This is a genomic window from Streptomyces flavalbus (genome assembly GCF_042674625.1).
Taxonomy (GTDB): Bacteria; Actinomycetota; Actinomycetes; order Streptomycetales; family Streptomycetaceae; genus Streptomyces; species Streptomyces flavalbus.
Genome location: NZ_JBHTEB010000001.1, coordinates 789,388 through 810,244 on the forward strand (window position 1 = coordinate 789,388; position 20,857 = coordinate 810,244).

The 20,857-nt window shown below is 73.1% G+C and carries 21 protein-coding genes and 1 pseudogene; 12 read left to right on the top strand and 10 right to left on the bottom strand.

Features of this window, described 5'->3' with window-relative positions; all coding sequences use genetic code 11:
- A complete protein-coding gene (locus ACFQZ6_RS03390; RefSeq protein ID WP_381618042.1) occupies positions 1 to 1,077 on the bottom strand; it encodes an iron-siderophore ABC transporter substrate-binding protein in 1,077 nt (358 codons plus the stop codon).
- Between the two features lie 290 nt (positions 1,078 to 1,367).
- Here ACFQZ6_RS03390 and ACFQZ6_RS03395 point away from each other — a divergent pair, with 290 nt between their 5' ends.
- Entirely contained in the window at positions 1,368 to 2,936 is a 1,569-nt protein-coding gene (locus ACFQZ6_RS03395) for an amidohydrolase (RefSeq protein ID WP_381604849.1), read from the top strand.
- Between the two features lie 31 nt (positions 2,937 to 2,967).
- Here ACFQZ6_RS03395 and ssuE read toward each other — a convergent pair whose 3' ends face one another.
- The gene (gene ssuE, locus ACFQZ6_RS03400; RefSeq protein ID WP_381604850.1) at positions 2,968 to 3,525 is read right to left on the bottom strand and encodes an NADPH-dependent FMN reductase; all 558 of its coding nucleotides are present in this window, start codon (positions 3,523 to 3,525) and stop codon (positions 2,968 to 2,970) included.
- 429 nt (positions 3,526 to 3,954) lie between these two features.
- Between ssuE and ACFQZ6_RS03405 the strand changes: the two genes are divergently transcribed.
- The 10 genes and pseudogenes from ACFQZ6_RS03405 to ACFQZ6_RS03450 all read left to right on the top strand — a co-directional run bounded on the left by ACFQZ6_RS03405 (position 3,955) and on the right by ACFQZ6_RS03450 (position 13,102).
- Positions 3,955 to 4,536: a winged helix-turn-helix domain-containing protein gene (locus ACFQZ6_RS03405; RefSeq protein WP_381604851.1), complete on the top strand. Its 582-nt coding sequence runs from the start codon at positions 3,955 to 3,957 to the stop codon at positions 4,534 to 4,536.
- A gap of 19 nt (positions 4,537 to 4,555) precedes the next feature.
- Positions 4,556 to 5,728 carry an acyl-CoA dehydrogenase family protein gene (locus ACFQZ6_RS03410; protein WP_381604852.1) on the top strand — a complete coding sequence of 391 codons (1,173 nt, stop codon included), beginning with the start codon at positions 4,556 to 4,558 and terminating at the stop codon, positions 5,726 to 5,728.
- A 202-nt stretch (positions 5,729 to 5,930) separates the two neighbouring features.
- On the top strand, positions 5,931 to 6,953 hold the full coding sequence (locus tag ACFQZ6_RS03415) for an ABC transporter substrate-binding protein (protein WP_381604853.1): 1,023 nt from the start codon (positions 5,931 to 5,933) through the stop codon (positions 6,951 to 6,953).
- A 4-nt stretch (positions 6,954 to 6,957) separates the two neighbouring features.
- Positions 6,958 to 7,791, top strand: a complete 834-nt coding sequence (locus ACFQZ6_RS03420; protein ID WP_381604854.1) for an ABC transporter ATP-binding protein — start codon at positions 6,958 to 6,960, stop codon at positions 7,789 to 7,791.
- Complete coding sequence (locus ACFQZ6_RS03425; RefSeq protein ID WP_381604855.1) at positions 7,788 to 8,705, top strand: ABC transporter permease; 918 nt, start codon at positions 7,788 to 7,790, stop codon at positions 8,703 to 8,705. Before ACFQZ6_RS03420 ends, ACFQZ6_RS03425 begins: the two co-directional genes overlap by 4 nt.
- 95 nt (positions 8,706 to 8,800) lie before the next feature.
- Positions 8,801 to 9,049, top strand: a pseudogene (locus ACFQZ6_RS03430) (LLM class flavin-dependent oxidoreductase); the annotation flags it as partial.
- 25 nt (positions 9,050 to 9,074) lie between these two features.
- A complete protein-coding gene (locus ACFQZ6_RS03435) occupies positions 9,075 to 9,980 on the top strand; it encodes a TauD/TfdA dioxygenase family protein (protein ID WP_381604856.1) in 906 nt (301 codons plus the stop codon).
- 310 nt (positions 9,981 to 10,290) lie between these two features.
- Positions 10,291 to 11,400, top strand: a complete 1,110-nt coding sequence (locus tag ACFQZ6_RS03440; protein ID WP_381604857.1) for an aliphatic sulfonate ABC transporter substrate-binding protein — start codon at positions 10,291 to 10,293, stop codon at positions 11,398 to 11,400.
- Positions 11,401 to 11,436: 36 nt separating this feature from the next.
- Positions 11,437 to 12,225, top strand: coding sequence for an ABC transporter ATP-binding protein (locus ACFQZ6_RS03445; RefSeq protein WP_381604858.1), 789 nt, complete (start codon positions 11,437 to 11,439; stop codon positions 12,223 to 12,225).
- A complete protein-coding gene (locus tag ACFQZ6_RS03450; protein ID WP_381604859.1) occupies positions 12,212 to 13,102 on the top strand; it encodes an ABC transporter permease in 891 nt (296 codons plus the stop codon). The genes ACFQZ6_RS03445 and ACFQZ6_RS03450 overlap by 14 nt, the downstream gene beginning before the upstream one ends.
- Here ACFQZ6_RS03450 and ACFQZ6_RS03455 read toward each other — a convergent pair.
- Genes ACFQZ6_RS03455 through ACFQZ6_RS03465 form a run of 3 tightly spaced genes read right to left on the bottom strand, consistent with a single transcriptional unit; the run spans position 13,092 to position 15,870 of the window.
- Entirely contained in the window at positions 13,092 to 13,835 is a 744-nt protein-coding gene (locus tag ACFQZ6_RS03455; RefSeq protein ID WP_381604860.1) for a cupin, read from the bottom strand. The two genes, ACFQZ6_RS03450 and ACFQZ6_RS03455, sit on opposite strands and share 11 nt — an antisense overlap.
- Positions 13,832 to 14,758: a DUF6807 domain-containing protein gene (locus ACFQZ6_RS03460; RefSeq protein ID WP_381604861.1), complete on the bottom strand. Its 927-nt coding sequence runs from the start codon at positions 14,756 to 14,758 to the stop codon at positions 13,832 to 13,834. The genes ACFQZ6_RS03455 and ACFQZ6_RS03460 overlap by 4 nt, the downstream gene beginning before the upstream one ends.
- Positions 14,755 to 15,870 carry a Gfo/Idh/MocA family protein gene (locus ACFQZ6_RS03465; protein ID WP_381604862.1) on the bottom strand — a complete coding sequence of 372 codons (1,116 nt, stop codon included), beginning with the start codon at positions 15,868 to 15,870 and terminating at the stop codon, positions 14,755 to 14,757. The genes ACFQZ6_RS03460 and ACFQZ6_RS03465 overlap by 4 nt, the downstream gene beginning before the upstream one ends.
- Before the next feature lie 342 nt (positions 15,871 to 16,212).
- Between ACFQZ6_RS03465 and ACFQZ6_RS03470 the strand changes: the two genes are divergently transcribed.
- On the top strand, positions 16,213 to 17,085 hold the full coding sequence (locus ACFQZ6_RS03470) for an alpha/beta fold hydrolase (protein WP_381604863.1): 873 nt from the start codon (positions 16,213 to 16,215) through the stop codon (positions 17,083 to 17,085).
- An 18-nt stretch (positions 17,086 to 17,103) separates the two neighbouring features.
- On the opposite strand, the gene paaE is transcribed toward ACFQZ6_RS03470, so the two are convergent.
- From paaE to paaA, 5 genes are read right to left on the bottom strand one after another with little or no spacing between them, the layout of a single operon-like run.
- Positions 17,104 to 18,204, bottom strand: coding sequence for a 1,2-phenylacetyl-CoA epoxidase subunit PaaE (paaE, locus tag ACFQZ6_RS03475; protein ID WP_381604864.1), 1,101 nt, complete (start codon positions 18,202 to 18,204; stop codon positions 17,104 to 17,106).
- On the bottom strand, positions 18,204 to 18,719 hold the full coding sequence (gene paaD, locus ACFQZ6_RS03480; RefSeq protein WP_381604865.1) for a 1,2-phenylacetyl-CoA epoxidase subunit PaaD: 516 nt from the start codon (positions 18,717 to 18,719) through the stop codon (positions 18,204 to 18,206). The genes paaE and paaD overlap by 1 nt, the downstream gene beginning before the upstream one ends.
- Entirely contained in the window at positions 18,713 to 19,552 is an 840-nt protein-coding gene (paaC, locus tag ACFQZ6_RS03485; protein WP_381604866.1) for a 1,2-phenylacetyl-CoA epoxidase subunit PaaC, read from the bottom strand. Before paaC ends, paaD begins: the two co-directional genes overlap by 7 nt.
- 20 nt (positions 19,553 to 19,572) lie before the next feature.
- Positions 19,573 to 19,869 carry a 1,2-phenylacetyl-CoA epoxidase subunit PaaB gene (paaB, locus tag ACFQZ6_RS03490; RefSeq protein WP_381604867.1) on the bottom strand — a complete coding sequence of 99 codons (297 nt, stop codon included), beginning with the start codon at positions 19,867 to 19,869 and terminating at the stop codon, positions 19,573 to 19,575.
- Complete coding sequence (gene paaA, locus ACFQZ6_RS03495; protein ID WP_381604868.1) at positions 19,866 to 20,819, bottom strand: 1,2-phenylacetyl-CoA epoxidase subunit PaaA; 954 nt, start codon at positions 20,817 to 20,819, stop codon at positions 19,866 to 19,868. The genes paaB and paaA overlap by 4 nt, the downstream gene beginning before the upstream one ends.
- Positions 20,820 to 20,857: the final 38 nt, after the last annotated feature.

The following is a 20,857-nucleotide window of genomic DNA, read 5'->3' on the forward strand; positions in this document are numbered from 1 at the left end:
TCAGGACGCGGGCTGCGTCACCTTCGTGGCGGGCTCGCCGTCGACGGCGGCGCTCAGTTGCGGCACCAGCCGTTCGATGACGTACGGCAGGCTGAGGACGGTGACGAAGGACGAGGCGTGGCCGTAGTCGGTGCTCTCGGCGACGAAGACCTCGCGGCCCTCCCGCACCACGCCGAGGTCCTGGTAGGAGGCGTCCTCGTGGAGCTTGTCGGCGTCCTTGGCGACGTCGCCGACGAACCACACCAGGGCGTCCTGGTCGAGCAGGTCGGTGCGCTCCTTGCTGATGTTGGCGCCCCACTGGTCCCCGATCGCCCGGTCGAGGTCGGCGGGGAGTTCGAAGCCGAGGCCGGTGAGGAGGCGGGAGCGCGGGTCCTGGCTGCCGAAGACGAACATGCCCTCGTACGGCGTCGCCATCAGGGCGGTGGCGCCCTGGAACTCGGGGTGCTCGGCGGCAGCGGCGGCGATCGCGTCCTCGGTCTCCTTCACGGCCCTGGCGGCCTCGTCGGGCTTGCCGAGGGCCTGGCCGACCTTCTCGGTCAGCTCCTGCCAGGGGATGCCGTAGTCGTTGTACTCCTTCGGCTGGGCGACCACGGGCGCGAACTTCGACAGGGTCGTGTACTGCTCCTTGGTGAGCCCGCCGTACAGGGCCAGGATCAGGTCGGGCCTGAGCGCGGCAATCTTCTCCACCTGCGGGCCGGTGCCGGTGTCCTTCAGGACGGTCGGTACGTCCGCCCCGCCGAGCCTGTCCTTCGCCCACGGGCCGATGGCGCCGGGGTAGCCGCCGAGCCACTCGGTGGTGCCGACCGGGACCTCACCGAGGGCGAGGACCGCGTCCTGGTCGGTGAGGCCGACGGTGACGATCCGCTCGGGCGCGGACTTGATCGTCGTACTGCCGTACTTGTGGGCGAGGGTGACGGGGAAGGCCGCGTCCCCCGGGGCGCTCGCCTCCGCACCGGCGCCCGTGGCGTCGGAGCCCGGGTCCGAGTCGTCGCCGCCGCAGGCCGTGGCCGCGGTCAGGAGCAGGAGGGCGGAGGCGAGCGCGGCGGCGAGCCGCGGGGCTCTGCGGGAGCGGAACATCGGCGGTCCTTCGGTCGGGTTCGTGTGCTCGGGGTCCAGGGCGTTCGGGGGGCCGTCCAGGGGTGCCAGAGGTCGGCGCACGGACCGTCCGCGGCGCGGAGTCGGTCGTGGGTCCCGCCCGCCGAGGGGTCCGCTCTTCTCCCGCATCCCTCCGCACGGGGAGTCAACTTAGGTAAGGCTAACTAGAATTGCGGACGCGGACCAGACCCCGTGCCCCGAAGGGCGGCTCCCACGGAGGAGCCGGGCGCGGGGTGCCCGCCGCCCGCCCCGAGGACCGGAAGGAACCGGCCGTGCTCGCTCTGAGGATCACCAACGCCCGTGTCATCACCATGGACCCGGCCCGACCCGAAGCCCGGGAACTGGGCGTCTGGCACGGCCGGATCGTCGGCCTGGACGAGGAGGTCGCGGGGCTGCCCGCCCGGCGCACCGTCGACCTGGACGGGGCGGTGGTGCTGCCCGGCTTCATCGACCCGCATGTGCACCTGACCTGGGCGGGCCTGAAGGCCGCCGCCCCGAGCGTGGCACCCTGCCGCCGCGCCGACGACGTACTGCGCGCGGTGGCGCGGGCGGTCGAGGGCAGCCCCGAGGGCACCTGGCTCGACTTCGGCGGCTACGACCAGCGCACCCTGGACCGGCCCCTGACGGCGGCGGACCTCGACACGGTCAGCGCCGGACGGAAGGTGTACCTGGGGCATCTGTCCGGCCATGCCTGCCTGGTCAACTCGGCGGTCCTGGGGGACCTCGCGGCGACGGAGGGGGTGCGCGCCGACGGCTTCCTGGCCGAGGGCGCGATGGGCGCGGCGCTGCGCACCCGGCCCCCGCACTCCCTCGCCGAACTCACGGACGCGATCGAGCGGGCCGCGCTGACCTGCCGCGCCGAGGGCGTCACGGCGTGCGCGGAGGCGGGCGTCGGGGGCAGGCTGTTCGGCCGCACCCCGGTGGAGGCCGCCGCCTACCAGCTCGCCCACGAGACCGGCCGACTGCCCCTGCGGGTGCGCCTGATGGTGGCCGCCGACGCCCTGCACCCGGTGACCGCGGCCCCGGAGGACACCACGAGCCACGCCCTCGACCTGGGCCTGCGCACCGGCTTCGGCGGTGGCCGCCTCTCGCTGGGCGCCCTGAAGGTGTTCACGGACGGCGGCATGATGGCCCGTACGGCGGCCCTGACCGCCCCCTACGAGGACGGCTCGGGCTCGACCGGTGAACTCCAGGACACGCCGGAGGCGTTGACGGCGGCGATCGTCGCCGGGCACCTGGCGGGCTGGCAGGTGGCGGTGCACGCCATCGGCGACCGGGCCGTGGACGTCGCCCTGGACGCCTTCGCCGAGGCCCAGCGGCGCGCGCCCCGCCCCGACGCCCGGCACCGCGTCGAACACGCGGGCCTGGTCCGGCCGGACCAGCTCCCCCGGCTGGCCGACCTCGGCGTGACGGCCGTCGTCCAGCCGAGCTTCCTGCGCCACTACGGCGACGACTACGCCACCGTCCTGGGCGCCGGGCGCGCCGACTGGCTCTACCGGGGGCGGGCCTTCCTCGCCCACGGCATCCCGCTGGTCGGCAGCTCGGACCGGCCGGTCGCAGACGGCGCCCCGCTGCGGGCGATCCAGTTCATGGTCGAACGCGCGTCCCTGTCCGGGCGGATCATCGGGCCCGCCGAGGCCGTCACCGTGGAGGAGGCCCTGCGCGCCTACACCACCGAGGCCGCCCGCGCCTGCCACTGGGAGGCCGAGACCGGCAGCCTCGCCCCCGGCAAGCGGGCCGACCTGGTGGTCCTCGGTGACGATCCGCGCCGGGTGGAGCCGTCGAAGATCGGCGGCATCGAGGTCCTGCGCACCTTCCTGGACGGCGACGACCGGCTCTGACCCGGCGTTCGGCTCACACGGTGCGTTCCGCTCACGCGGTGGCCGCCAGACTCGCCGTACGGCCCCCCAGCGCCCCGGAGAAGCTGTCGGTGACCCGGGCGAGGGCCGCGGCGGGGCCGGGGGCGAGGGTCAGCGAGCCGTCGTCGCCCACCGTGATGTCCTTGTCGAGCGTGAACCAGCCGGGGGTGATGTGCGCCGGGCCCATCGAGTTCAGCACCGGCCGCAGGGCGTAGTCGATGGCCAGCACATGGGCGGTGGTGCCGCCGGTGGCCAGCGGCAGGACAGTCTTGCCCGCCAGCGCGTGCTGCGGGAGGAGGTCCAGCAGGGACTTCAACAGCCCCGAGTAGGCGGCCTTGTAGACGGGCGTGCCGATGACGACGCCGTCCGCCCGCTCGAACAGGGCGGTGGCGCGGGCGATCGCGGGGTGGGCGACGTCGGCGTGCAGCAGGGGCTCGGGCGGCAGGGTGCGGACGTCGAGCGGGATCACCTCGTGGCCCTGGGCCGCGAGTCGGCCGTCGAGGTGGCGCAGCAGCCGCGCGGTGCGGGAGGTGGCGGAGGGGCTGCCGGAGACGGACAGGACGGTGGCCATGCGGGGACCTTTCACAGGGGTGCGGGAAGACACCGGGGAGGGCGGACGGCGCGCGCTCGGACCCGGCGGGAGGGGAGGAAGCACAAGGAAGAACGGGGAAGAACGAGGAAGAACGGGGAACCGGCCCGGACCGCGGTGAGGTGGGCGGGTTCGGGGGGAGGGGGCGGACGGCCCACGATCAATTGAGCAGGACGCGTCGGCGGTCCGTCAAGCCTGGTCCGGCATCTTCCCCACTTTTCCTACCGACTTACTAGGAAAGCCTTGACGGTGCCCGGCGGGGCCGCGCAGGATGAGGCCCATGTCCCCTACGCGGCTTCGGCTCGTTCGTCGTCGGCATGTCGACTTTGGTCACGTCGTCAGCGCCGCGTGCTGTCGCGCCTGACGCACCGCGTCCGACGGCCCGACACCACTTCCTGAGGGACAACCGCCATGACCACGGCACTTCCGCAAGAGACCGCAGGGCCCGCAGAGGCCCAGGAGACCACTCCCCGCCGCCTGCGCCTGGTGGCCGCCGACCCCGCTCCCGGCGCCACCGCACCACCCCCTTCCCCGCCCCTCGTCGGCTACCTCGTGTTCGTCCCCGAGGGCACCGATCTCGCCGCGCTCTTCGTCAAGGACGGCCCACGGCCCGAGATCCGTCCCGTGCCCACCACCGCTCCGGCCGCCGACCGCCGGAGCACCGGGGACGACGCCGTCCGCATCGACCCCGCGCGGCACGTCGCCGAGGTCGACGGACGCGAACTCGACCTGACGTACCTGGAGTTCGAGCTGCTCGCGCACCTCGTACGGCATCCCCACCAGGTGCACCCGCGCGACCGTCTTGTGGCCGCCGTCTGGGGCTACGACCACATCGGCGACGGGCGCACCGTGGACGTGCACATCGCCCGGCTGCGCCAGAAGCTCGGCGCGGCGCACCGCGGCCGGATCGTCACGGTGCGGCGGGTCGGCTACAAGTACGTGCCGGGCCCGCTGGCGGACACCCGCGCCCCGGCGTCGTCCGACCGGACCTGAGCCGGTCCCGGGACCCGAGATGACAGCTTCGGCGGAGACCGCCGTCACGCCGGGCCGCGCGCACTGGCTGCGCACGGCCCGCGAGGCGGCGGACGACCTGGCCATCGACGCGGCGGCCAGGGAGCAGGCGGGCAAGGCCCCGTTCGACGAGCTGTCACGACTGCGGGAGGCGGGCCTGCTCACGCTGCTGGCCCCCGCCGGGGCCGGGGGCGGCGGCGGGGACTGGGTGACGGCCTGTGCCGTGGTCCGCGAGCTGGCCGCGGCCGACGCCGCGGTCGGTCAACTCCTCGGCGGTCACTACTTCCTGTCGTGGAGCGCCCGGTTCTTCGCCGAACCGGCGCTCGCCGCCCAACTGGAGCGGCGGTCGGCGGCCGAGGAGTGGTGCTGGGGCGGGGGCCTCGGCCAGCGGGAGCCGTCCCCGCGGCTGGTGCGGACGGCCGGTGGGCGGGTCCTCGACGGTCGGCAGGGCTACGCCACCGGGGCGCTGGTCGCGGACCGGCTCGTGGTCCGCGCGGTGCGCGCGGACACCGGTGAGCCGCTCGCCGTCGTGATCGACCCCGCCCGCCGCGGGGTGCGCGTCGACGGTGACGGCGACACCTTCGGCCAGCGGCTGGCGGGCGGCGGGACCGTGGAGTTCCACGCCGTGCCGGTCGGCGCCGACGACGTGCTCGGCTCCCTCGCCGCCGACGAGGACGTCCTGCCGCCCGCCACCGCGCTGGCCGCGCCGCTCGGGCACCTGGTCTCCGTGCACCTCCTGCTCGGCATGGCCGAGGGAGTGCTCGCGGAGGTACGCGAGTACCGTGGCTCCGGCTCCCCCCGGGAACCGCACGTCCTGACCGCCTACGGCGAACTGACCGTGCTGACCCGCTCGGCGTCCGCGCTCACCGACCAGGCGACGGCCGCCGTACGCGACGGGCTGGCCCGGGGCGCCGACCTCGACCACGAGGAGTGCGCGGAGATCTCCGTCCTGGTCGCCATGGCCGGGGCCGCCGCCTCCCGCGCCGCCCAGGAGTCCACCGCCCGCGCCCTGGACGTCATCGGCGCCCGCGCCGCCTCCGCGCGGCTGGGCTTCGACCGCTTCTGGCGCAACGCCCGCACCCACACCCTGTACGAGCCCGTCGCCCACCGCGTCCGCGAGGTCGGCGACTACTTCCTCAACGGCACCCACCCGCCGTTCGCGCTGCCCGCCTGAACATCGCCGTACGGTCATCGTGAACGCCGTACTTCGGCCGTATGTCGCGCCATGGAGAACGCGCAACGTCCGGGTGGTCGATATTGACCCGGCCGGAACCGGCTGAAAGTCTTTCGCTGAATTCAGAAAGCACCGCCCGCGTCAATGGGCGCTTTCCCGAATTCCCTTTCCCCTCCCCCTCCCTGAACAGGAAGACCTTTCCATGGCCACCACGGCATCGACCCGACGCCAGTTCCTCACCCTGCTCGGCCTCTCGACGGTCGCCGTGGGCTGCGGCACCGCGGCGACCGGGGCCGCGTCCGGCCAGGGGCGTACCAGGACGCTGCGCTACCAGGGCTGGGCGGGCCAGGTCACCCCTCCGGAGCTGGCCGCGGACCTCGGCTATCTGGAGGACGTACGGCTGGAGTGGGTCGGCAACACCATCAGCGGACCGCAGGACATCCAGTCCGCGGCCACCGGACAGACCGACTTCGGCGGCGCGTTCAACGGCGCGGTCGTCAAACTGGCCGCGAACAACGCCCCCGTGACGTCGGTCATCAGCTACTACGGCTCCGACAAGTACGCCTACAACGGCTACTACGTCCTTGAGGACAGCCCCCTGCGCTCGGCCCGGGACCTGGTCGGCAGGAAGGTCGGGATGAACACGCTCGGCGCCCACGCCGAGGCGATGCTCGACATCTACCTGCAACGCGGCGGACTGTCCCGGGCGGACACCGACGACGTCGAGGCCCTGGTGGTACCGCCGGTCAGCACCGAACAGGCGCTGCGGCAGCGGCAGATCGACGTGGCCGTGCTCGGCGGGGTCCTCCGCGACAAGGCGCTGGCGGCCGGGGGCGTGCGCCCGCTGTTCACGGACCACCAACTGCTGGGCTCCTTCAGCGCCGGGACCTACGTGATGACGAACCGGTTCCTGGAACGGAACCCCGACACGGCGGAGGTGTTCGTCACCGGTGTCGGAAAGGCCATCGAATGGTCCCGGACCACACCGCGTGAGGAAGTCGTCGCCCGGATGACGGACATCGTGGAAAGACGCCGCCGCAACGAGGACACCGCGCCGCTCACGTACTGGCGCTCCTATGGAGTCGCCGGAACGGCGGGCCGGATCACCGAAAAGGAGATCCGACTGTGGATCGACTGGCTCGCCGACCGCGGCGACATACCCAAGGGCCGGGTCAAGGCACCGGACCTCTTCACCAATGAATTCAACAAGGCCGCCCGGAGCTGATCCCATGCCCGAATCCACCCCACCGAAAATCGTGTTCGCCGACGTGCGCAAGGAATTCACCGTCAAGGACGGGCCGAAGCCCACCGCCGAGCGGTTCGTCGCCCTCGACGGCATCGACCTGGAGATAGCGGACGGCGAGTTCGTCGTCCTGGTCGGCCCCAGCGGCTGCGGCAAGTCGACCCTTCTGGACCTGCTCGGCGGCCTCACCCGGCCCACCGGCGGGCGGATCCTGCTGGACGGCAGGCCCGTCACCGGTCCCGGCCTGGACCGGGGCATCGTCTTCCAGCAGTACGCGCTGCTGCCGTGGCGCACCGCGCTGGGCAACGTCGAGTTCGGCCTGGAGGCCACCGGCGTCCCCCGGCGCAAGCGCGCCGCCCTGGCTCGGGACTTCCTGCGCCTGGTCGGGCTCGCCGGTTTCGAGGACCGGCACCCCCATGAGCTGTCCGGCGGGATGCGGCAGCGGGTCGCGATCGCCCGCAGCCTCGCCTACGACCCGGACGTGCTGCTGATGGACGAGCCGTTCGCCGCGCTCGACGCCCAGACCCGGGAGTCGCTCCAGGACGAACTGCGGCACATCTGGCAGCGCACCGGCAAGACGGTCGTCTTCATCACCCACGGCATCGACGAGGCCGTCTACCTGGGCCAGCGCGTCGCCGTCATGACCTCGCGGCCGGGCCGGATCAAGCAGGTCGTGCCGGTCGACCTGGGGGACCGCTCCGCCACCGACGACCTGCGCTCCAGCCCCGAGTTCGCGCACCACCGGCACCGGGTCTGGTCGCTGCTCCACGACGAGGTGGCGCGGGCGCGGCAGTGGGAGCGGGCGGAGGCCGCCGCATGAGCACCACGACGACGACCGGCACCCACACGACCGGCAACCCGGCGACCGACGACACGGCGACCGGCACCGTGCGGACCGGCGCCGCCGCCGCGCCGCCCGTCCCGGACCCGGGCCCGCGCCCGCGCCGCTTCCGGATGGCGCGCGGGCTGCCGTCCCTGCTGCTGAGGGCGGTGACGAGGTCCGCGGCGGTCGTGGCGCTGCTCCTGCTGTGGGAGACGGCACCGCGGCTCGGGCTCGTCGACCGGACCTTCCTGCCGCCGTTCAGCGAGGTCGCCCGCGCCTGGTGGGAGCTGGCGGCCGACGGCCAGCTCGCCGAGAACGCCCGCGCCAGCCTGGTGCGTTCGCTGAGCGGCTTCGGGCTCGCCCTGGTCCTCGCCGTGCCGCTGGGCCTGCTGATCGGCTGGTACCGGCCGCTCGACCACCTGCTGGGCCCGCTCCTTGAGGTGTTCCGCAACACCGCCGCGCTGGCCCTGCTGCCGGTGTTCGTGCTGCTGCTGGGCATCGGTGAGACGTCGAAGATCGCCATCGTGGTGTACGCGTGCACCTGGCCGATCCTGCTCAACACCATCAGCGCGGTCCGCGACGTCGACCCGACGCTGCTGAAGCTGGCCAGGTCCATGGACCTGTCGACGCCCCGGCTGTTCCGGAAGGTCATCCTGCCCGCGTCGGTGCCGGTGGTGTTCACCGGCATCCGGCTCGCCGGGGCGGTGTCGATCCTGGTGCTGGTCGCCGCCGAGATGATCGGCGCGAAGGCGGGCCTCGGCTATCTGGTCAACTCCGCGCAGTACAACTTCGCGATCCCGCAGATGTACGCGGGCATCGTCACGATCTCCGCCATCGGCGTGGCCTTCAACCAGTTCCTGGTGACCGTCGAACGACGGCTCAGCTCCTGGCGGCTCCCCTCCGACGCCTGACGCCCCCACCGGCTCGCCCGACCCCCGTACGTGAGGACACCCATGCCCGCACACCGCCCCCGGCAGTTGCGCCTCAACGCCTTCCTGATGAACGCGGACGCGGCCACCGCGTGTTCGCCGGGACGCCCGAGCAGGTGGCCGACCAGTTGGAGGAGTGGTTCACGCACGGCGCCGCCGACGGGTTCAACATCATGCCGCCGCTGCTGCCGGGCGGCCTGGAGGACTTCGTCGACCACGTCGTCCCGATCCTCCAGCGGCGCGGCCTGTTCCGCACCGCGTACACCGGCCGCACCCTGCGCGACCACTACGGCCTGCCCGCCCCACGGCCACGGCCCACCCCGTGACCGCCCACCCACCGGAAGGAAACCCATGACCACCAGCACCACGACCTTCGGCCTCCGCAGGATCGGCGGCCGGATCGGCGCCGAGATCGTCGGCGTCGACCTGTCGGCCGAGCTGGACCCCGCCGTCGTCACCGACCTCAACACCGCCCTCCTGGAGCACAAGGCGCTGGTCTTCCGCGGCCAGCGGCTGGACGACGCCGGACAGCTCCGCTTCGCCGCCCTCTTCGGCGACCTCACCACCGCGCACCCCACCGTCGCCTCGGTGGACGGACAGCCGCACATCCTGCCGGTCGACGGCGACGAGGGCGTCCGCGCCAACCAGTGGCACACGGACGTCACCTTCGTCCGGACCCCGCCCAAGGCGTCCACCCTGCGGGCGCTCGTGATCCCGCCCTACGGGGGCAACACCCTCATCGCCAACGCCGGTGCCGCCTACCGCGACCTGCCCGAGCCGCTGCGCGAGCTGGCGGACAAGCTGTGGGCGGTGCACACCAACGACTACGACTACGCCGCGCCGAAGAACGAGAAGGCGGCTGAGTACCGCAGGCGGTTCGTGTCCCGGAAGTACCGCACCGCCCACCCCGTCGTCCGCGTGCACCCCGAGACCGGGGAGCGCGGGCTGTTCATCGGCGGCTTCGCCCAGACCCTCGTCGGCCTCTCCCACTCCGACTCCCGTGACCTGCTGCGCATCTTCCAGTCGTACGTCACCCGCCCGGAGAACATCGTGCGGATCGCCTGGAACCCGGGTGACCTGGTCCTGTTCGACAACCGCATCACCCAGCACCTCGCCCCGGACGACTACGGCGACCTGCCGCGCCTGCTGCACCGGGTGACCGTCGCGGGCGACGTACCGGCCGGGGTCGACGGCACCCTCAGCCAGGTCGTCGAGGGCGACGAGGCCGCCCACTACACCCCGGCCGCCGCGGCCTGACGCCCGATCGCAGTCTCACCCATCGGAATACATCTGTCCATCATATGAACGCCCCCTTGGGGTGCGGGCCACCTTCTGCCACGATCCCTAGCAACCAGGTAGGAAAGCTAGGGATCTACGGGAGGGGGTGGCCCATGGGCGCGTCGCACCGCGTCGACCGGTCACTGCCCCTGCTGACCTCGCGCCGCCACATCGACTACGGCCGCACCGCCACCGCCCTCTGTCGCGTCCGGACGAGCCTCCCCCGCCACCGCGCCACTACGGCGCCACCCTGATCGCGCTTTCCTGACCTTCCTGAGAGGACACCCACGTGTCTGCCGCACGACCGCGCACCGCCGCCCTGCGCACCCTCGCCGCCCTGGCCGCCCTCCCCCTCCTGCTGACCGCCTGCGGCTACGGCGCCGAGTCCACCGACGACGACCAGCGCGCCAAGGTCGCGGCGGACGCCGAGAAGCTCTCCGCCGACGAGGTGAAGATCGGCTACTTCCCCAACCTCACCCACGCCACCGCCCTGGTGGGCGTCCAGGAGGGCCTGCTCCAGAAGGAACTCGGCGGCACCGAGATCAAGACCGCGACGTTCAACGCCGGACCTTCCGAGATCGAGGCGCTGAACGCCGGGTCCATCGACATCGGCTGGATCGGCCCGTCCCCGGCGATCAACGGCTACGCCAAGTCGGGCGGCAAGAACCTCCGCATCGTCTCCGGGGCGGCGTCGGGCGGCGTCAAGCTGGTCGTCAACCCGGACCGGGTCAAGAGCGTGGCCGACCTCAAGGGCAAGAAGATCGCCACCCCTCAGCTCGGCAACACCCAGGACGTCGCCTTCCTCAACTGGATAGCCGAGCAGGGCTGGAAGGTCGACGCGGAGAGCGGCAAGGGCGACGTGTCCGTGGTCCGCTCCGACAACAAGGTCACGCCCGACGCCTACAAGGCGGGCTCCCTCGACGGCGCCTGGGTGCCGGAGCCGACCGCGTCCAAGCTGGTCGCGGAGGGCGCGAAGGTGCTGCTCGACGAGGCCGACCTGTGGCCGGACAAGAAGTTCGTGATCACCAACATCATCGTCTCGCAGAGCTTCCTCAAGGAGCACCCCGACGTCGTCGAGGCCGTGCTGCGCGGCTCGGTGAAGACCAACGCGTGGATCAACGCCAACCCCGAGAAGGCGAAGGCGTCCGCCAACGCGGCGCTGGAGAAGCTGTCCGGCAAGGCGCTGCCCGCCGAGGTGCTCGACCCGGCGTGGAAGTCGATCGCCTTCCTCGACGACCCGCTGGCCGCCACCCTCGACGCCCAGGCCGACCACGCCGTCAAGGCCGGACTCCTCGAACAGCCCGACCTCAACGGCATCTACGACCTCGCCCCGCTGAACAAGGTCCTCAAGGCCGAGGGCGAACCGACCGTCGACGACGCCGGACTCGGCGCCAAGTAACCCCGCAACCCCGTGAGAACCCAGGAGGTGACGACCATGGCAACCGCCCTCGCCAAGGCCGCCGACACGGACACGTCCGTGGAGCCCGCCGCACGCATCGACCACGTGTCGAAGTCCTTCACCGGCCCCACCGGGGCGCAGCTCGTCCTCGACGACATCTCCCTCGACGTCGCCCCGGGCGAGTTCGTCACCCTCCTGGGCGCCTCCGGCTGCGGCAAGTCCACCCTGCTCAACCTGGTGGCGGGCCTGGACAAGCCGACCGCCGGGGCCATCACCACCGACGGCCGCCCCGCGCTGATGTTCCAGGAACACGCCCTGTTCCCCTGGCTCACCGCGGGCAAGAACATCGAACTCGCCCTCAGACTGCGCGGCGTACCGAAGGCCGAGCGGCGCGAGCGCGCCGAGGAACTCCTCGAACTGGTCCGCCTCCAGGGCGCCCACGGCAAGCGCGTCCACGAACTCTCCGGCGGGATGCGCCAGCGCGTCGCCATGGCCCGCGCCCTCGCCCAGGACAGCAAGCTCCTCCTCATGGACGAGCCGTTCGCCGCGCTGGACGCCATCACCCGCGACGTCCTGCACGACGAACTCACCCGCATCTGGCGCGAGACGGGACTGTCGGTGCTGTTCGTCACGCACAACGTCCGCGAGGCGGTGAAGCTGGCGCAGCGCGTGGTGCTGCTGTCGTCCCGGCCGGGGCGGGTCGCCCGGGAGTGGACCGTCGGCATCCCGCAGCCCCGCCGCATCGAGGACACCGCCGTCGCCGAGCTGTCCGTCGAGATCACCGAAGAACTCCGTGGGGAGATCCGCCGCCATGGCCAGCACTGACACCACCCCAGCCAGGGACGGCAACGACCTCGCCGGGCTCGAAGCGGGCCTCGACGCCCTCGACACCGCCCCCGCCGCCCGCACCCCGCTGCGCACCACCCTCACCGGCAAGGTGCTGCCGCCCACCGTCGCCGTCGTCCTCGTGCTGGCCGTCTGGCAGGTGCTGGTCTGGGCCGACGTCGCCCCCGACTACAAGCTCCCCGCCCCCGCCGACGTCTGGGACGAGCTGCGCGCCGCCTGGCTCCAGGGCACCCTGCACGAGTACGTCTGGACCTCCGTCTCCCGCGGCCTGCTCGGCTTCCTGCTCGCCCTCGCCATCGGCACCCCGCTCGGTCTGCTCGTCGCCCGCGTCCCCTTCGTGCGGGCGGCCATCGGCCCGATCCTGTCCGGCCTCCAGTCGCTACCGTCCGTCGCCTGGGTGCCGCCCGCCGTGATCTGGCTCGGCCTCAACGACTCGATGATGTACGCCGTCATCCTGCTCGGCGCGGTCCCCTCCATCGCCAACGGCCTGGTCGCGGGCGTCGACCAGATCCCGCCCCTGTACCTGCGCGCCGGACGCACCCTCGGCGCCACCGGCCTCAAGGGCACCTGGCACATCGTGCTGCCCGCCGCGCTGCCCGGCTACGTCGCGGGGCTGAAGCAGGGCTGGGCGTTCGCCTGGCGCTCCCTGATGGCCGCCGAGATCATCGCCTCCTCGCCCGACCTCGGCGTCGGCCTCGGGCAGTTGCTGGAGAACGGCCGCAACAACAGCAGCATGTCCATGGTCTTCCTCGCCATCCTCCTCATCCTCGTCGTCGGCATCGCCATCGACCTGCTCGTCTTCAGCCCGCTGGAGCGCTGGGTGCTGCGCGGGCGCGGGCTGCTGGTCAGCCGCTGACGCCGTCGTACGGCAGGGTCGTCCCCGGCAGGGCGTACTCGTCGCGGCGCCCGCACATGCCGTAGCCGCCGCGACGGGTCGGCCCGGACGCGTACGCCGTCGCCTCGTCGAGGTAGGCGGCGTCGCCGTCCGCCAGCGCGGCGAGCTGGGCGCCGGTGCGTTCCGCCGCGGCGAGCGCGCCCGCGCGCCACAGCTCACGCCAGTCGGGCACCCTGGCCCGCACCAGTTGGGCGGCGGCCCGCTGGAACTCCCGGTACGGACCGGCGTCCCCGGCGACCAGGGCCTCCCGCAGCGGCAGGTACCCCTCGACGGCGAGGTCCCGGCGCCGCCGGGCCGCGGCCTCCGTCCGAGGCCCGGTGCCCGGCGGCAGCGTGGCCGCCGCGGCGTAGGCGTCGGGGTCGGCGAGCAGCTCCGGCGGGAAGGTGAACACGGCGTCCCCGGCCTCGGGCAGGCCGCTGTTCTGCATCAGCACCGTGATGCGCAGGTCACCGCCCTGCACCATGCGGTGCACGGTCCCCGGCGTGAACCAGGCGACCGCGCCCGGTTCCAGGAGGATGTCCCGGTAGCCGTCGGGGCTCAACGTCTGCACGGCACCCCGGCCGCCGGTGACGACGTACGCCTCCGCGCACACCAGGTGCAGGTGCGGGGTGCCGCCGCGGACGCCGTCGGCGGCCTCCCAGTCGTAGGCGCTGAGGTGGGACAGGCCGACGGCGCCCGGCAGTGGGTGGCTCACCACGGCAGGGCCGCCAGGTGGGCGCCGACGCGGTCGCGGTCCCAGGCGCCGTCGGCGACGACGATCCGGTAGCGGTAGGCGAAGGACTCCCCCGGCTCCAGCGCGAACTCCTCGAAGAACGCCCAGGAGAACGCCACGGACGGGATCGGCTCGGCGCGGACGAACCAGTGGGAGGGGTGGATCGCGGTCCGCTCGTCGAGGTTCTCCGGGGCGTGTGCGAAGACGAGGGTGGAGTGCGCGTCGACCTCGTCGTGCTCGGCGGTGAAGGCGAGCCACGGGCCCTGGCTGCCCATCAGCCGCGCCGCCCCGGCGTCGGAGTCGGGGGCGAAGACGTGGCCGCCGGTGAAGTCGCGGGGGCCGCGCCACTGGAGGCCGGTGTACCCGGCCATTTCACGGCCCGCGGTGGTCGGGGAGCCGAAGAGCAGCGGTGCGGCGCGCACGTTGGTGAGGTGGATCGACCAGTCCAACGCCCAGGCACCGGCGTCCTCGTCGACGGAGTGCACGGTCAGCCCGCGCCGCTCGCGCGCCCACTCGGCGCCGTCGTGCGCGACCCAGGTCAGGCGCTCGGTCACGGTGAGCCGGTCGCCGGTGGCGGTGAGCGCGTCGAAGCCGTCGTGCCGCATGGAGCCGACGCGTTCGGGCAGGGCGAGGTAGCCCTCGCCGTGGACGTAGGAGTTGCCGCCCCAGAAGTTCTGCCCGGACAGGTGGCTGGCGGTCATCTGGAGGCCCTTGTGCCAGCGGTGGTCGTTGGGGCGGTACCCGGTCACGGTGCGCCCGGCGAGGGTGCGCACGGGATGGGCGTAGGGCTTGCGGGACTCGAACGGGTCGGGGTCGGGGCGGTAGACGTAGCGCAGGATCTCGGTGCCGCCCGGTGCCGTGACGGCGAGGTGGTCGCCGTGGGTGTGGCTGACGCGGATGCTCACGCGCGCTCCTTCGGGGCCCAGTCGGGGTGGCCGCCGTGCATCGCCGCGTGGAAGGGGTCGCCGGGCCCGATCTCCCCGGCCCGCACGGGGCAGCCGGTGAACGCCGACTTGTAGAGGGCGGCGGCGAACTCCAGCGTGGCGCGGGCCTCGGGTCCGCTGCCCGGCGGGCGGGTGCCGGTGTCGTAGGCGTCGAGGACGGCGCCGAGCTGCGCGGTGTGCGAGCTGGGCACGTCGGCGGCGGGGGTGCGCCAGGCGGCGGCGCGTTCGGGGGCGACGTGCCGGGCGGGGGTGTAGGTCCAGTCGTCGTTGCGGTGCCCGTACAGGTGGGTCAGCTCGACGGTGGCGTCGGCGCAGTCGACGCGGACGCGGCTGACCTCGTCCGGGGAGAGCACGCTGTTGACGACGGTGGCCAGGGCGCCGTTGCGGAAGCGGACCAGGGCGGTGGAGACGTCCTCGCTCTCGGTGTCGTGGACCAGGCGCGCGGCCATGCCGCGGACCTCCTCCCACGCACCGAGCAGGTGCAGCAGCAGGTCGTACTGGTGGATGCCGTGGCCCATGGTGGGCCCGCCGCCCTCGCTGGCCCAGCGTCCACGCCAGGGCACGGCGTAGTAGGCGGCGTCGCGGTGCCAGGTGGTCTGGCAGTGCGCGACCAGCGGGGCGCCCAGCTCGCCGCTGGCGATCAGCTCGCGGGCGTGCGTGGCGCCGGAGCCGTAGCGGTGCTGGAAGATGACGGACGCGTACGCCCGGGACGCCTCCTCGGCGGCGGCTATCTCGTCGTACTCGGCGAGGGACAGGACGAGCGGCTTCTCGCAGAGCACCCAGGCACCCGCCTTGAGCGCCGCGACGGTCTGCTCCCGGTGCAGCGACGGCGGCGTGCCGATGAGCACCAGGTCGGGGCGTACGGCGTCCAGCATGTCCGCCATCGACGTGTACCCGGCGACGTGGTCGCCCGCCAGCGCGCGGAAGGCGGTGAGGCGGTCCTCGTCGACGTCGACGGCGGCGACCAGCTCGGTGCGGTCGGCGTGGGCCGTGAGCGCGTCGAGGTGGCTGCCGACGACGATGGCGCCGGTGCCGACCACGGCGACACGGCGGCGGACCTGCGGTAGGGACATGCGGCGCTCCTCGACGGCCGACCGACGGACGGGCGGGGAGTGGAGAGCACCGATGGAGATAGAAAGCGCTTGCCCTCCCCGAGGGGAGACCTTAGGCGCCCCCACCAGGACGGAACAACCCCCCTGGGGGCGCGTACGAAAGCCCGCACTCCCCGCGCCGCCCCTGTCCGCCGCCCGGACGCGCACGGTCACCCGAAGTGATGACGGCGCCGTGCGCCCGGTACGCCACCCCCACGGATGTCCTTCGCGCCGGTACGTAATCCAGTGCGGAGGACGGGCGTTCTTCGAGGCAGAGCCGCTGACCAGGGGCGGCACGACACGCGAAACGGCGAGGAGCGATCCATGAGCACGACAGGCCCCACCACCCAGCGGACCCGGGCCCGGACCGTCAAGGTCGACGGCGCCCGGCTCGTCTGCTGGGAGTCGGGACCCGAGGACGGCGAGCCGGTACTGCTGCTGCACGGCTACCCCGCGAACCACCACAGTTGGGACCACCAGGTCCCCGCGCTGTCCCGCGCCCACCGCGTGATCACCCCGGACCTGCTCGGCTGGGGCGACTCCGAGCAGCCCCACGGCCTCGCCTTCGACTACGACAGCGAGGTGGCCCGGATCGGACGGCTGCTGGACGCCCTCGACATCGACGACGTCAACCTCGTCGGCCACGACTACGGCGGCTTCCTCTCCCTCGGCTTCACCCAGACCCACCCCGGCCGGGTGCGCAGGCTGGCCCTCCTCAACAGCCGCTCGCAGGCCACCTTCGTCCCGCACTGGCGGGCCCTGTTCACCGCGTTCACGCTGGCGGGCCGGACGCCCGTGCTGCGGTCGCTCGCCGCGCGGCTGCCCTACGGCGCCCTGCACCGCATCGCCTTCGGGCCGCTGGTCGAGGCCGGTTACGTCGACCGTGAGGTCATGGACGGCTACCTCGACCACGTGCGGCCCCTGGAGAGCCGCCGCTGGCTGCTGCACTTCTTCGGCCACTACCGCACCGCCGCGCGCCCCGAGCTGCGCCGCCGCCTGGGCCAGGTCGGCTGCCCCACGGCGGTCATCTGGGGGCGCGGCGACAAGTACCTGAGCCCCGCCATCGCCACCGAGCTGGCGGCCCGCATTCCGCACGCCGAGCTGACGATGATCGACGACGCCGGGCACTGGGTGATGGACGAGCGCCCGTCCGAGGTCAACACCGCGCTGGAACGGCTCCTCGGCCGGGCGGTCTGACGCGCCGCCGCCCTGGCCTCAGGAGTCGTAGTCGACGGTGAGCGTCTCGGACACCGGGTACGACTGGCAGGTCAGGACGTAGCCCGCGCTGACCTCGGCGTCCTCCAGGGCGAAGTTGCGGCGCATGTCCGCCTCGCCGTCGGTGACCAGGGCGCGGCAGGTGCCGCACACGCCGCCCTTGCAGGCGAAGGGCAGGTCGGGGCGGGTGCGCTGGGCGCCCTCCAGGAGGGTGCGGTCCCTGGGGAGGGCGGCGGTGGTGGAGCGGCCGTCGAGGGTGAGGGTGACCTGGCTGACGGGTCCGCTCGGGCCGGTCTCCTCGTGGCGGACCTCGCGCACCGGTTCGTCGTCGGCGAAGAACAGCTCGCGGTGGACGCGGTCGCGGGGCACGCCGAGGCCGGACAGCACCCGCTGGGCGTCCTCGACCATGCCGTGCGGGCCGCACAGCCACCAGTGGTCGGCCGTGGACACGTCGACGAGGGCGCCGACGAGCGCGGACAGCCGGTCGGCGTCGAGGCGGCCGGAGAGCACCTCGGCCTCGCGGGGTTCCCGGGACAGCACGTGGGCGAGGTGGAAGCGGGCCGGGTGGAGGTCCTTCAGGTCGGCCAGCTCCTCCGCGAACATCACCGTGTCGGTGCGGCGGTTGCCGTAGAACAGGGTGACGGTGGAGCGGTCGTCGGCGGCGAGGACGGACTCCGCGATGGACAGCATCGGGGTGATGCCGGAACCGGCCGCGATGAGGACGTGGTGGGCGGGGGTGGTCAGGTCGGGGGTGAAGGCGCCGGTGGGGGCCATCACCTCGACGGTGTCGCCGGGGCGCACCTCGTTGACCAGCCAGGAGGAGAACAGTCCACCGGGGACCGCGCGGACGCCGATGCGGGGCGCCGCTCCGGCCGGGGCGCAGATGGAGTACGAGCGGCGCTCGTCCCGGCCGTCGACGTCACGGCGCAGGGTGAGCGACTGGCCCGGCACGAACGCGTACTCCTCGGCCAGCTCCGGCGGGACCTCGAAGCCGACGGACACCGCGTCCGCGCACAGCCGCCGCACCTCGGCGACGCGCAGCGGGTGGAAGGCCGCACGGCGGCGCGGGCGCACGGCCCGGGACGGGACGGTCGCGGTCATCAGATCTCCTTGACGTACTCGAACGGCTCGCGGCAGTCGCGGCAGCGCCACAGCGCCTTGCAGGAGGTGGCGGCGAAGCGGGAGGTCTCCTCGGTGTCGGCGGAGCCGCAGCGCGGGCAGGGCACCGTGCGCCGGGTGGGCGACAGCACCAGCGGGACGGGGCCGGGGTCGCGACGGGGCGCGGCGCCGGGCGGGGCGATGCCGTGCTCGGTGAGCTTGCGGCGCCCGGCCGGGGTGATCCAGTCGCTGGTCCAGGGCGGGTCGAGGACGGTGCGGATCTCCACGCGCGCGTACCCGGCGTCCCGCAGCCGGGCGGCCACGTCGGCGCGCATCTCCGCCATCGCCGGGCAGCCGGAGTAGGTGGGGGTGAGGCTGGCGACCACCGTCCCGTCGTCGGTGAGTTCGACGGCGCGCAGGACGCCGAGGTCGGCCAGGGTGAGCATGGGCAGCTCGGGGTCCGGCACCCGCTCGGCGACGCGGCGGGCGCGGTGGGCGTCCAGGTGGGTCGTCACCATGTCGCCTCCGGGTGGGCGCGGGCCACGTCCTGCAGCTCGGCCAGCAGCGGAGCGAGGTGCTCGGTGTGCTCCCCGGCGCGTCCGGCGCCGGGCAGCGGCCGGTAGACGGGCATGGGCAGCCCGGCCGCGTCGGTGACCTGCTTCAGGACGCCGACGACCTCGTCCCTGGCGTCATAGGCGGTGAACAGCTCGCCCAGGTAGGGGCCGACCCGCTCCAGGGCCGCCCGGGTCCTGCGGTGCGACTCCTCGGTGCCGTCGCCGAGGCGCACGACCCACTCGGCCGCGTACTGCCGGTGGTACGCCAGCTCCTTGACGCCCTTGGCGGCGACCGCCGCCAGCACCGGATCGGCGTGCGAGGCCAGGTGCTGGAAGTGCGCGAGCCGCCAGCCGGACAGCACCAGCAGCCGCACCATCGAGAACGCGAAGTCCCCGTTGGGCAGCTCCGCGAGGCGTACGTTGCGGAAGTCGCCGGGGTCGCGGAAGTAGGCGTAGGCGTCCTCGCCGCGCCCGGTGCCGTCCGCCTGCCCGGCGCGGGTGTAGAGCAGCCGGGCCTGCCCGAGCAGGTCGAGGCCGGTGTTGGCGAGGGCGACCTCCTCCTCCAGCTCCGGCGCGCGGGTGATCCACTGGGCCAGCCGCTGCGCGCTGACCAGGGCGTCGTCGGCGAGCGCCAGGCACAGCGCGGCCAGCGCGGCGGCGTCCACCCCCTCGGGCACGGTCGTGTCGACGCCGTGCAGGGGGTCCTCGAAGCCGGTGCCGTAGGCCCAGCGGGTGTCGTCCTCGTGTCCCTCGGCGAGGGTCAGGTAGACGTGGTCGTCGTCATGCGCGGCGCTCATGGCTGATCCTCGGGGCGGGGCTAGATGTGGGGGACGTCGTCGGGGATGTCGTAGAAGGTCGGGTGGCGGTAGACCTTGTCGGCGCTGGGCTCGAAGAAGGGGTCCTTCTCGTCGCGGGTGGAGGCGGTGATGTGCTCGGAGCGCACCACCCAGATGCTGACGCCCTCGTTGCGGCGGGTGTAGAGGTCCCGGGCGTGGGTGAGGGCCATCCGGTCGTCGGCGGCGTGCAGCGAGCCCACGTGGACGTGGTTCAGTCCGCGTTTGCCGCGCACGAACACCTCGTACAGGGGCCAGCCGTGCTGCTTCTCGGCGGTCATGCCACCGCTCCCTTCGCCGCGCGTGCCGCCTGCTTGGCCGCGTACGCGCTCGCCGCCTCGCGCACCCAGGCGCCTTCCTCGTGGGCCGTGCGCCGCCGCTCCACGCGCTGGGCGTTGCACGGTCCTTCGCCCTTGATGACCCGTTTCAGCTCGCCCCAGTCGGGGGTGCCGAAGTCGTGGTGGCCGCGCTCCTCGTTCCAGCGCAGCTCCGGGTCGGGGAGGGTCACGCCGAGCCTCTCGGCCTGCGGGACCGTCATGTCGACGAAGCGCTGGCGCAGTTCGTCGTTGCTGTGCCGCTTGATCTTCCAGGCCATGGACTGCGCCGAGTTGGGTGAGTCGTGGTCGGGCGGGCCGAACATCATCAGCGACGGCCACCACCAGCGGTCCACGGCGTCCTGCACCATCTCCCGCTGGGCGGCCGTGCCGCGCATCATCGTCATCAGCAGTTCGTAGCCCTGCCGCTGGTGGAAGGACTCCTCCTTGCAGATGCGCACCATCGCGCGCGCGTACGGCCCGTAGGAGCTGCGGCACAGCGGGACCTGGTTGCAGATCGCCGCGCCGTCCACGAACCAGCCGATGACGCCGACGTCGGCGAAGCTCAGGGTCGGGTAGTTGAAGATCGACGAGTACTTCTGGCGGCCCTCGATGAGCCGCTCGGTCAGCTCCGCGCGGTCGGCGCCCAGCGTCTCCGCCGCCGAGTACAGGTAGAGGCCGTGCCCGGCCTCGTCCTGGACCTTGGCGAACAGGATGGCCTTGCGGCGCAGCGACGGGGCGCGGGTGATCCACTCGCCCTCCGGCTGCATCCCGATGATCTCCGAGTGCGCGTGCTGGGCGATCTGCCGGACGAGCGTGCCGCGGTAGCCGTCCGGCATCCAGTCACGCGGCTCGATCCGCTGGTCCCGCGCGATGGTCGCCTCGAAGTGCGTCTGGAGTTCCGGCTCCGTGTCCATCCATCCCTCTCCCCAACCGACCATTCGTTCGGTTCCAT

Coding starts and splice junctions, on each gene's coding strand:
- ACFQZ6_RS03390 (WP_381618042.1), bottom strand. CDS start 1,077: ATGTTCCGCTCCCGCAGAGCCCCGCGGCTCGCCGCCGCGCTCGCCTCC.
- ssuE (WP_381604850.1), bottom strand. CDS start 3,525: ATGGCCACCGTCCTGTCCGTCTCCGGCAGCCCCTCCGCCACCTCCCGC.
- ACFQZ6_RS03405 (WP_381604851.1), top strand. CDS start 3,955: ATGACCACGGCACTTCCGCAAGAGACCGCAGGGCCCGCAGAGGCCCAG.
- ACFQZ6_RS03410 (WP_381604852.1), top strand. CDS start 4,556: ATGACAGCTTCGGCGGAGACCGCCGTCACGCCGGGCCGCGCGCACTGG.
- ACFQZ6_RS03415 (WP_381604853.1), top strand. CDS start 5,931: ATGGCCACCACGGCATCGACCCGACGCCAGTTCCTCACCCTGCTCGGC.
- ACFQZ6_RS03420 (WP_381604854.1), top strand. CDS start 6,958: ATGCCCGAATCCACCCCACCGAAAATCGTGTTCGCCGACGTGCGCAAG.
- ACFQZ6_RS03425 (WP_381604855.1), top strand. CDS start 7,788: ATGAGCACCACGACGACGACCGGCACCCACACGACCGGCAACCCGGCG.
- ACFQZ6_RS03435 (WP_381604856.1), top strand. CDS start 9,075: ATGACCACCAGCACCACGACCTTCGGCCTCCGCAGGATCGGCGGCCGG.
- ACFQZ6_RS03445 (WP_381604858.1), top strand. CDS start 11,437: ATGGCAACCGCCCTCGCCAAGGCCGCCGACACGGACACGTCCGTGGAG.
- ACFQZ6_RS03450 (WP_381604859.1), top strand. CDS start 12,212: ATGGCCAGCACTGACACCACCCCAGCCAGGGACGGCAACGACCTCGCC.
- ACFQZ6_RS03465 (WP_381604862.1), bottom strand. CDS start 15,870: ATGTCCCTACCGCAGGTCCGCCGCCGTGTCGCCGTGGTCGGCACCGGC.
- ACFQZ6_RS03470 (WP_381604863.1), top strand. CDS start 16,213: ATGAGCACGACAGGCCCCACCACCCAGCGGACCCGGGCCCGGACCGTC.
- paaE (WP_381604864.1), bottom strand. CDS start 18,204: ATGACCGCGACCGTCCCGTCCCGGGCCGTGCGCCCGCGCCGCCGTGCG.
- paaD (WP_381604865.1), bottom strand. CDS start 18,719: ATGGTGACGACCCACCTGGACGCCCACCGCGCCCGCCGCGTCGCCGAG.
- paaC (WP_381604866.1), bottom strand. CDS start 19,552: ATGAGCGCCGCGCATGACGACGACCACGTCTACCTGACCCTCGCCGAG.
- paaB (WP_381604867.1), bottom strand. CDS start 19,869: ATGACCGCCGAGAAGCAGCACGGCTGGCCCCTGTACGAGGTGTTCGTG.
- paaA (WP_381604868.1), bottom strand. CDS start 20,819: ATGGACACGGAGCCGGAACTCCAGACGCACTTCGAGGCGACCATCGCG.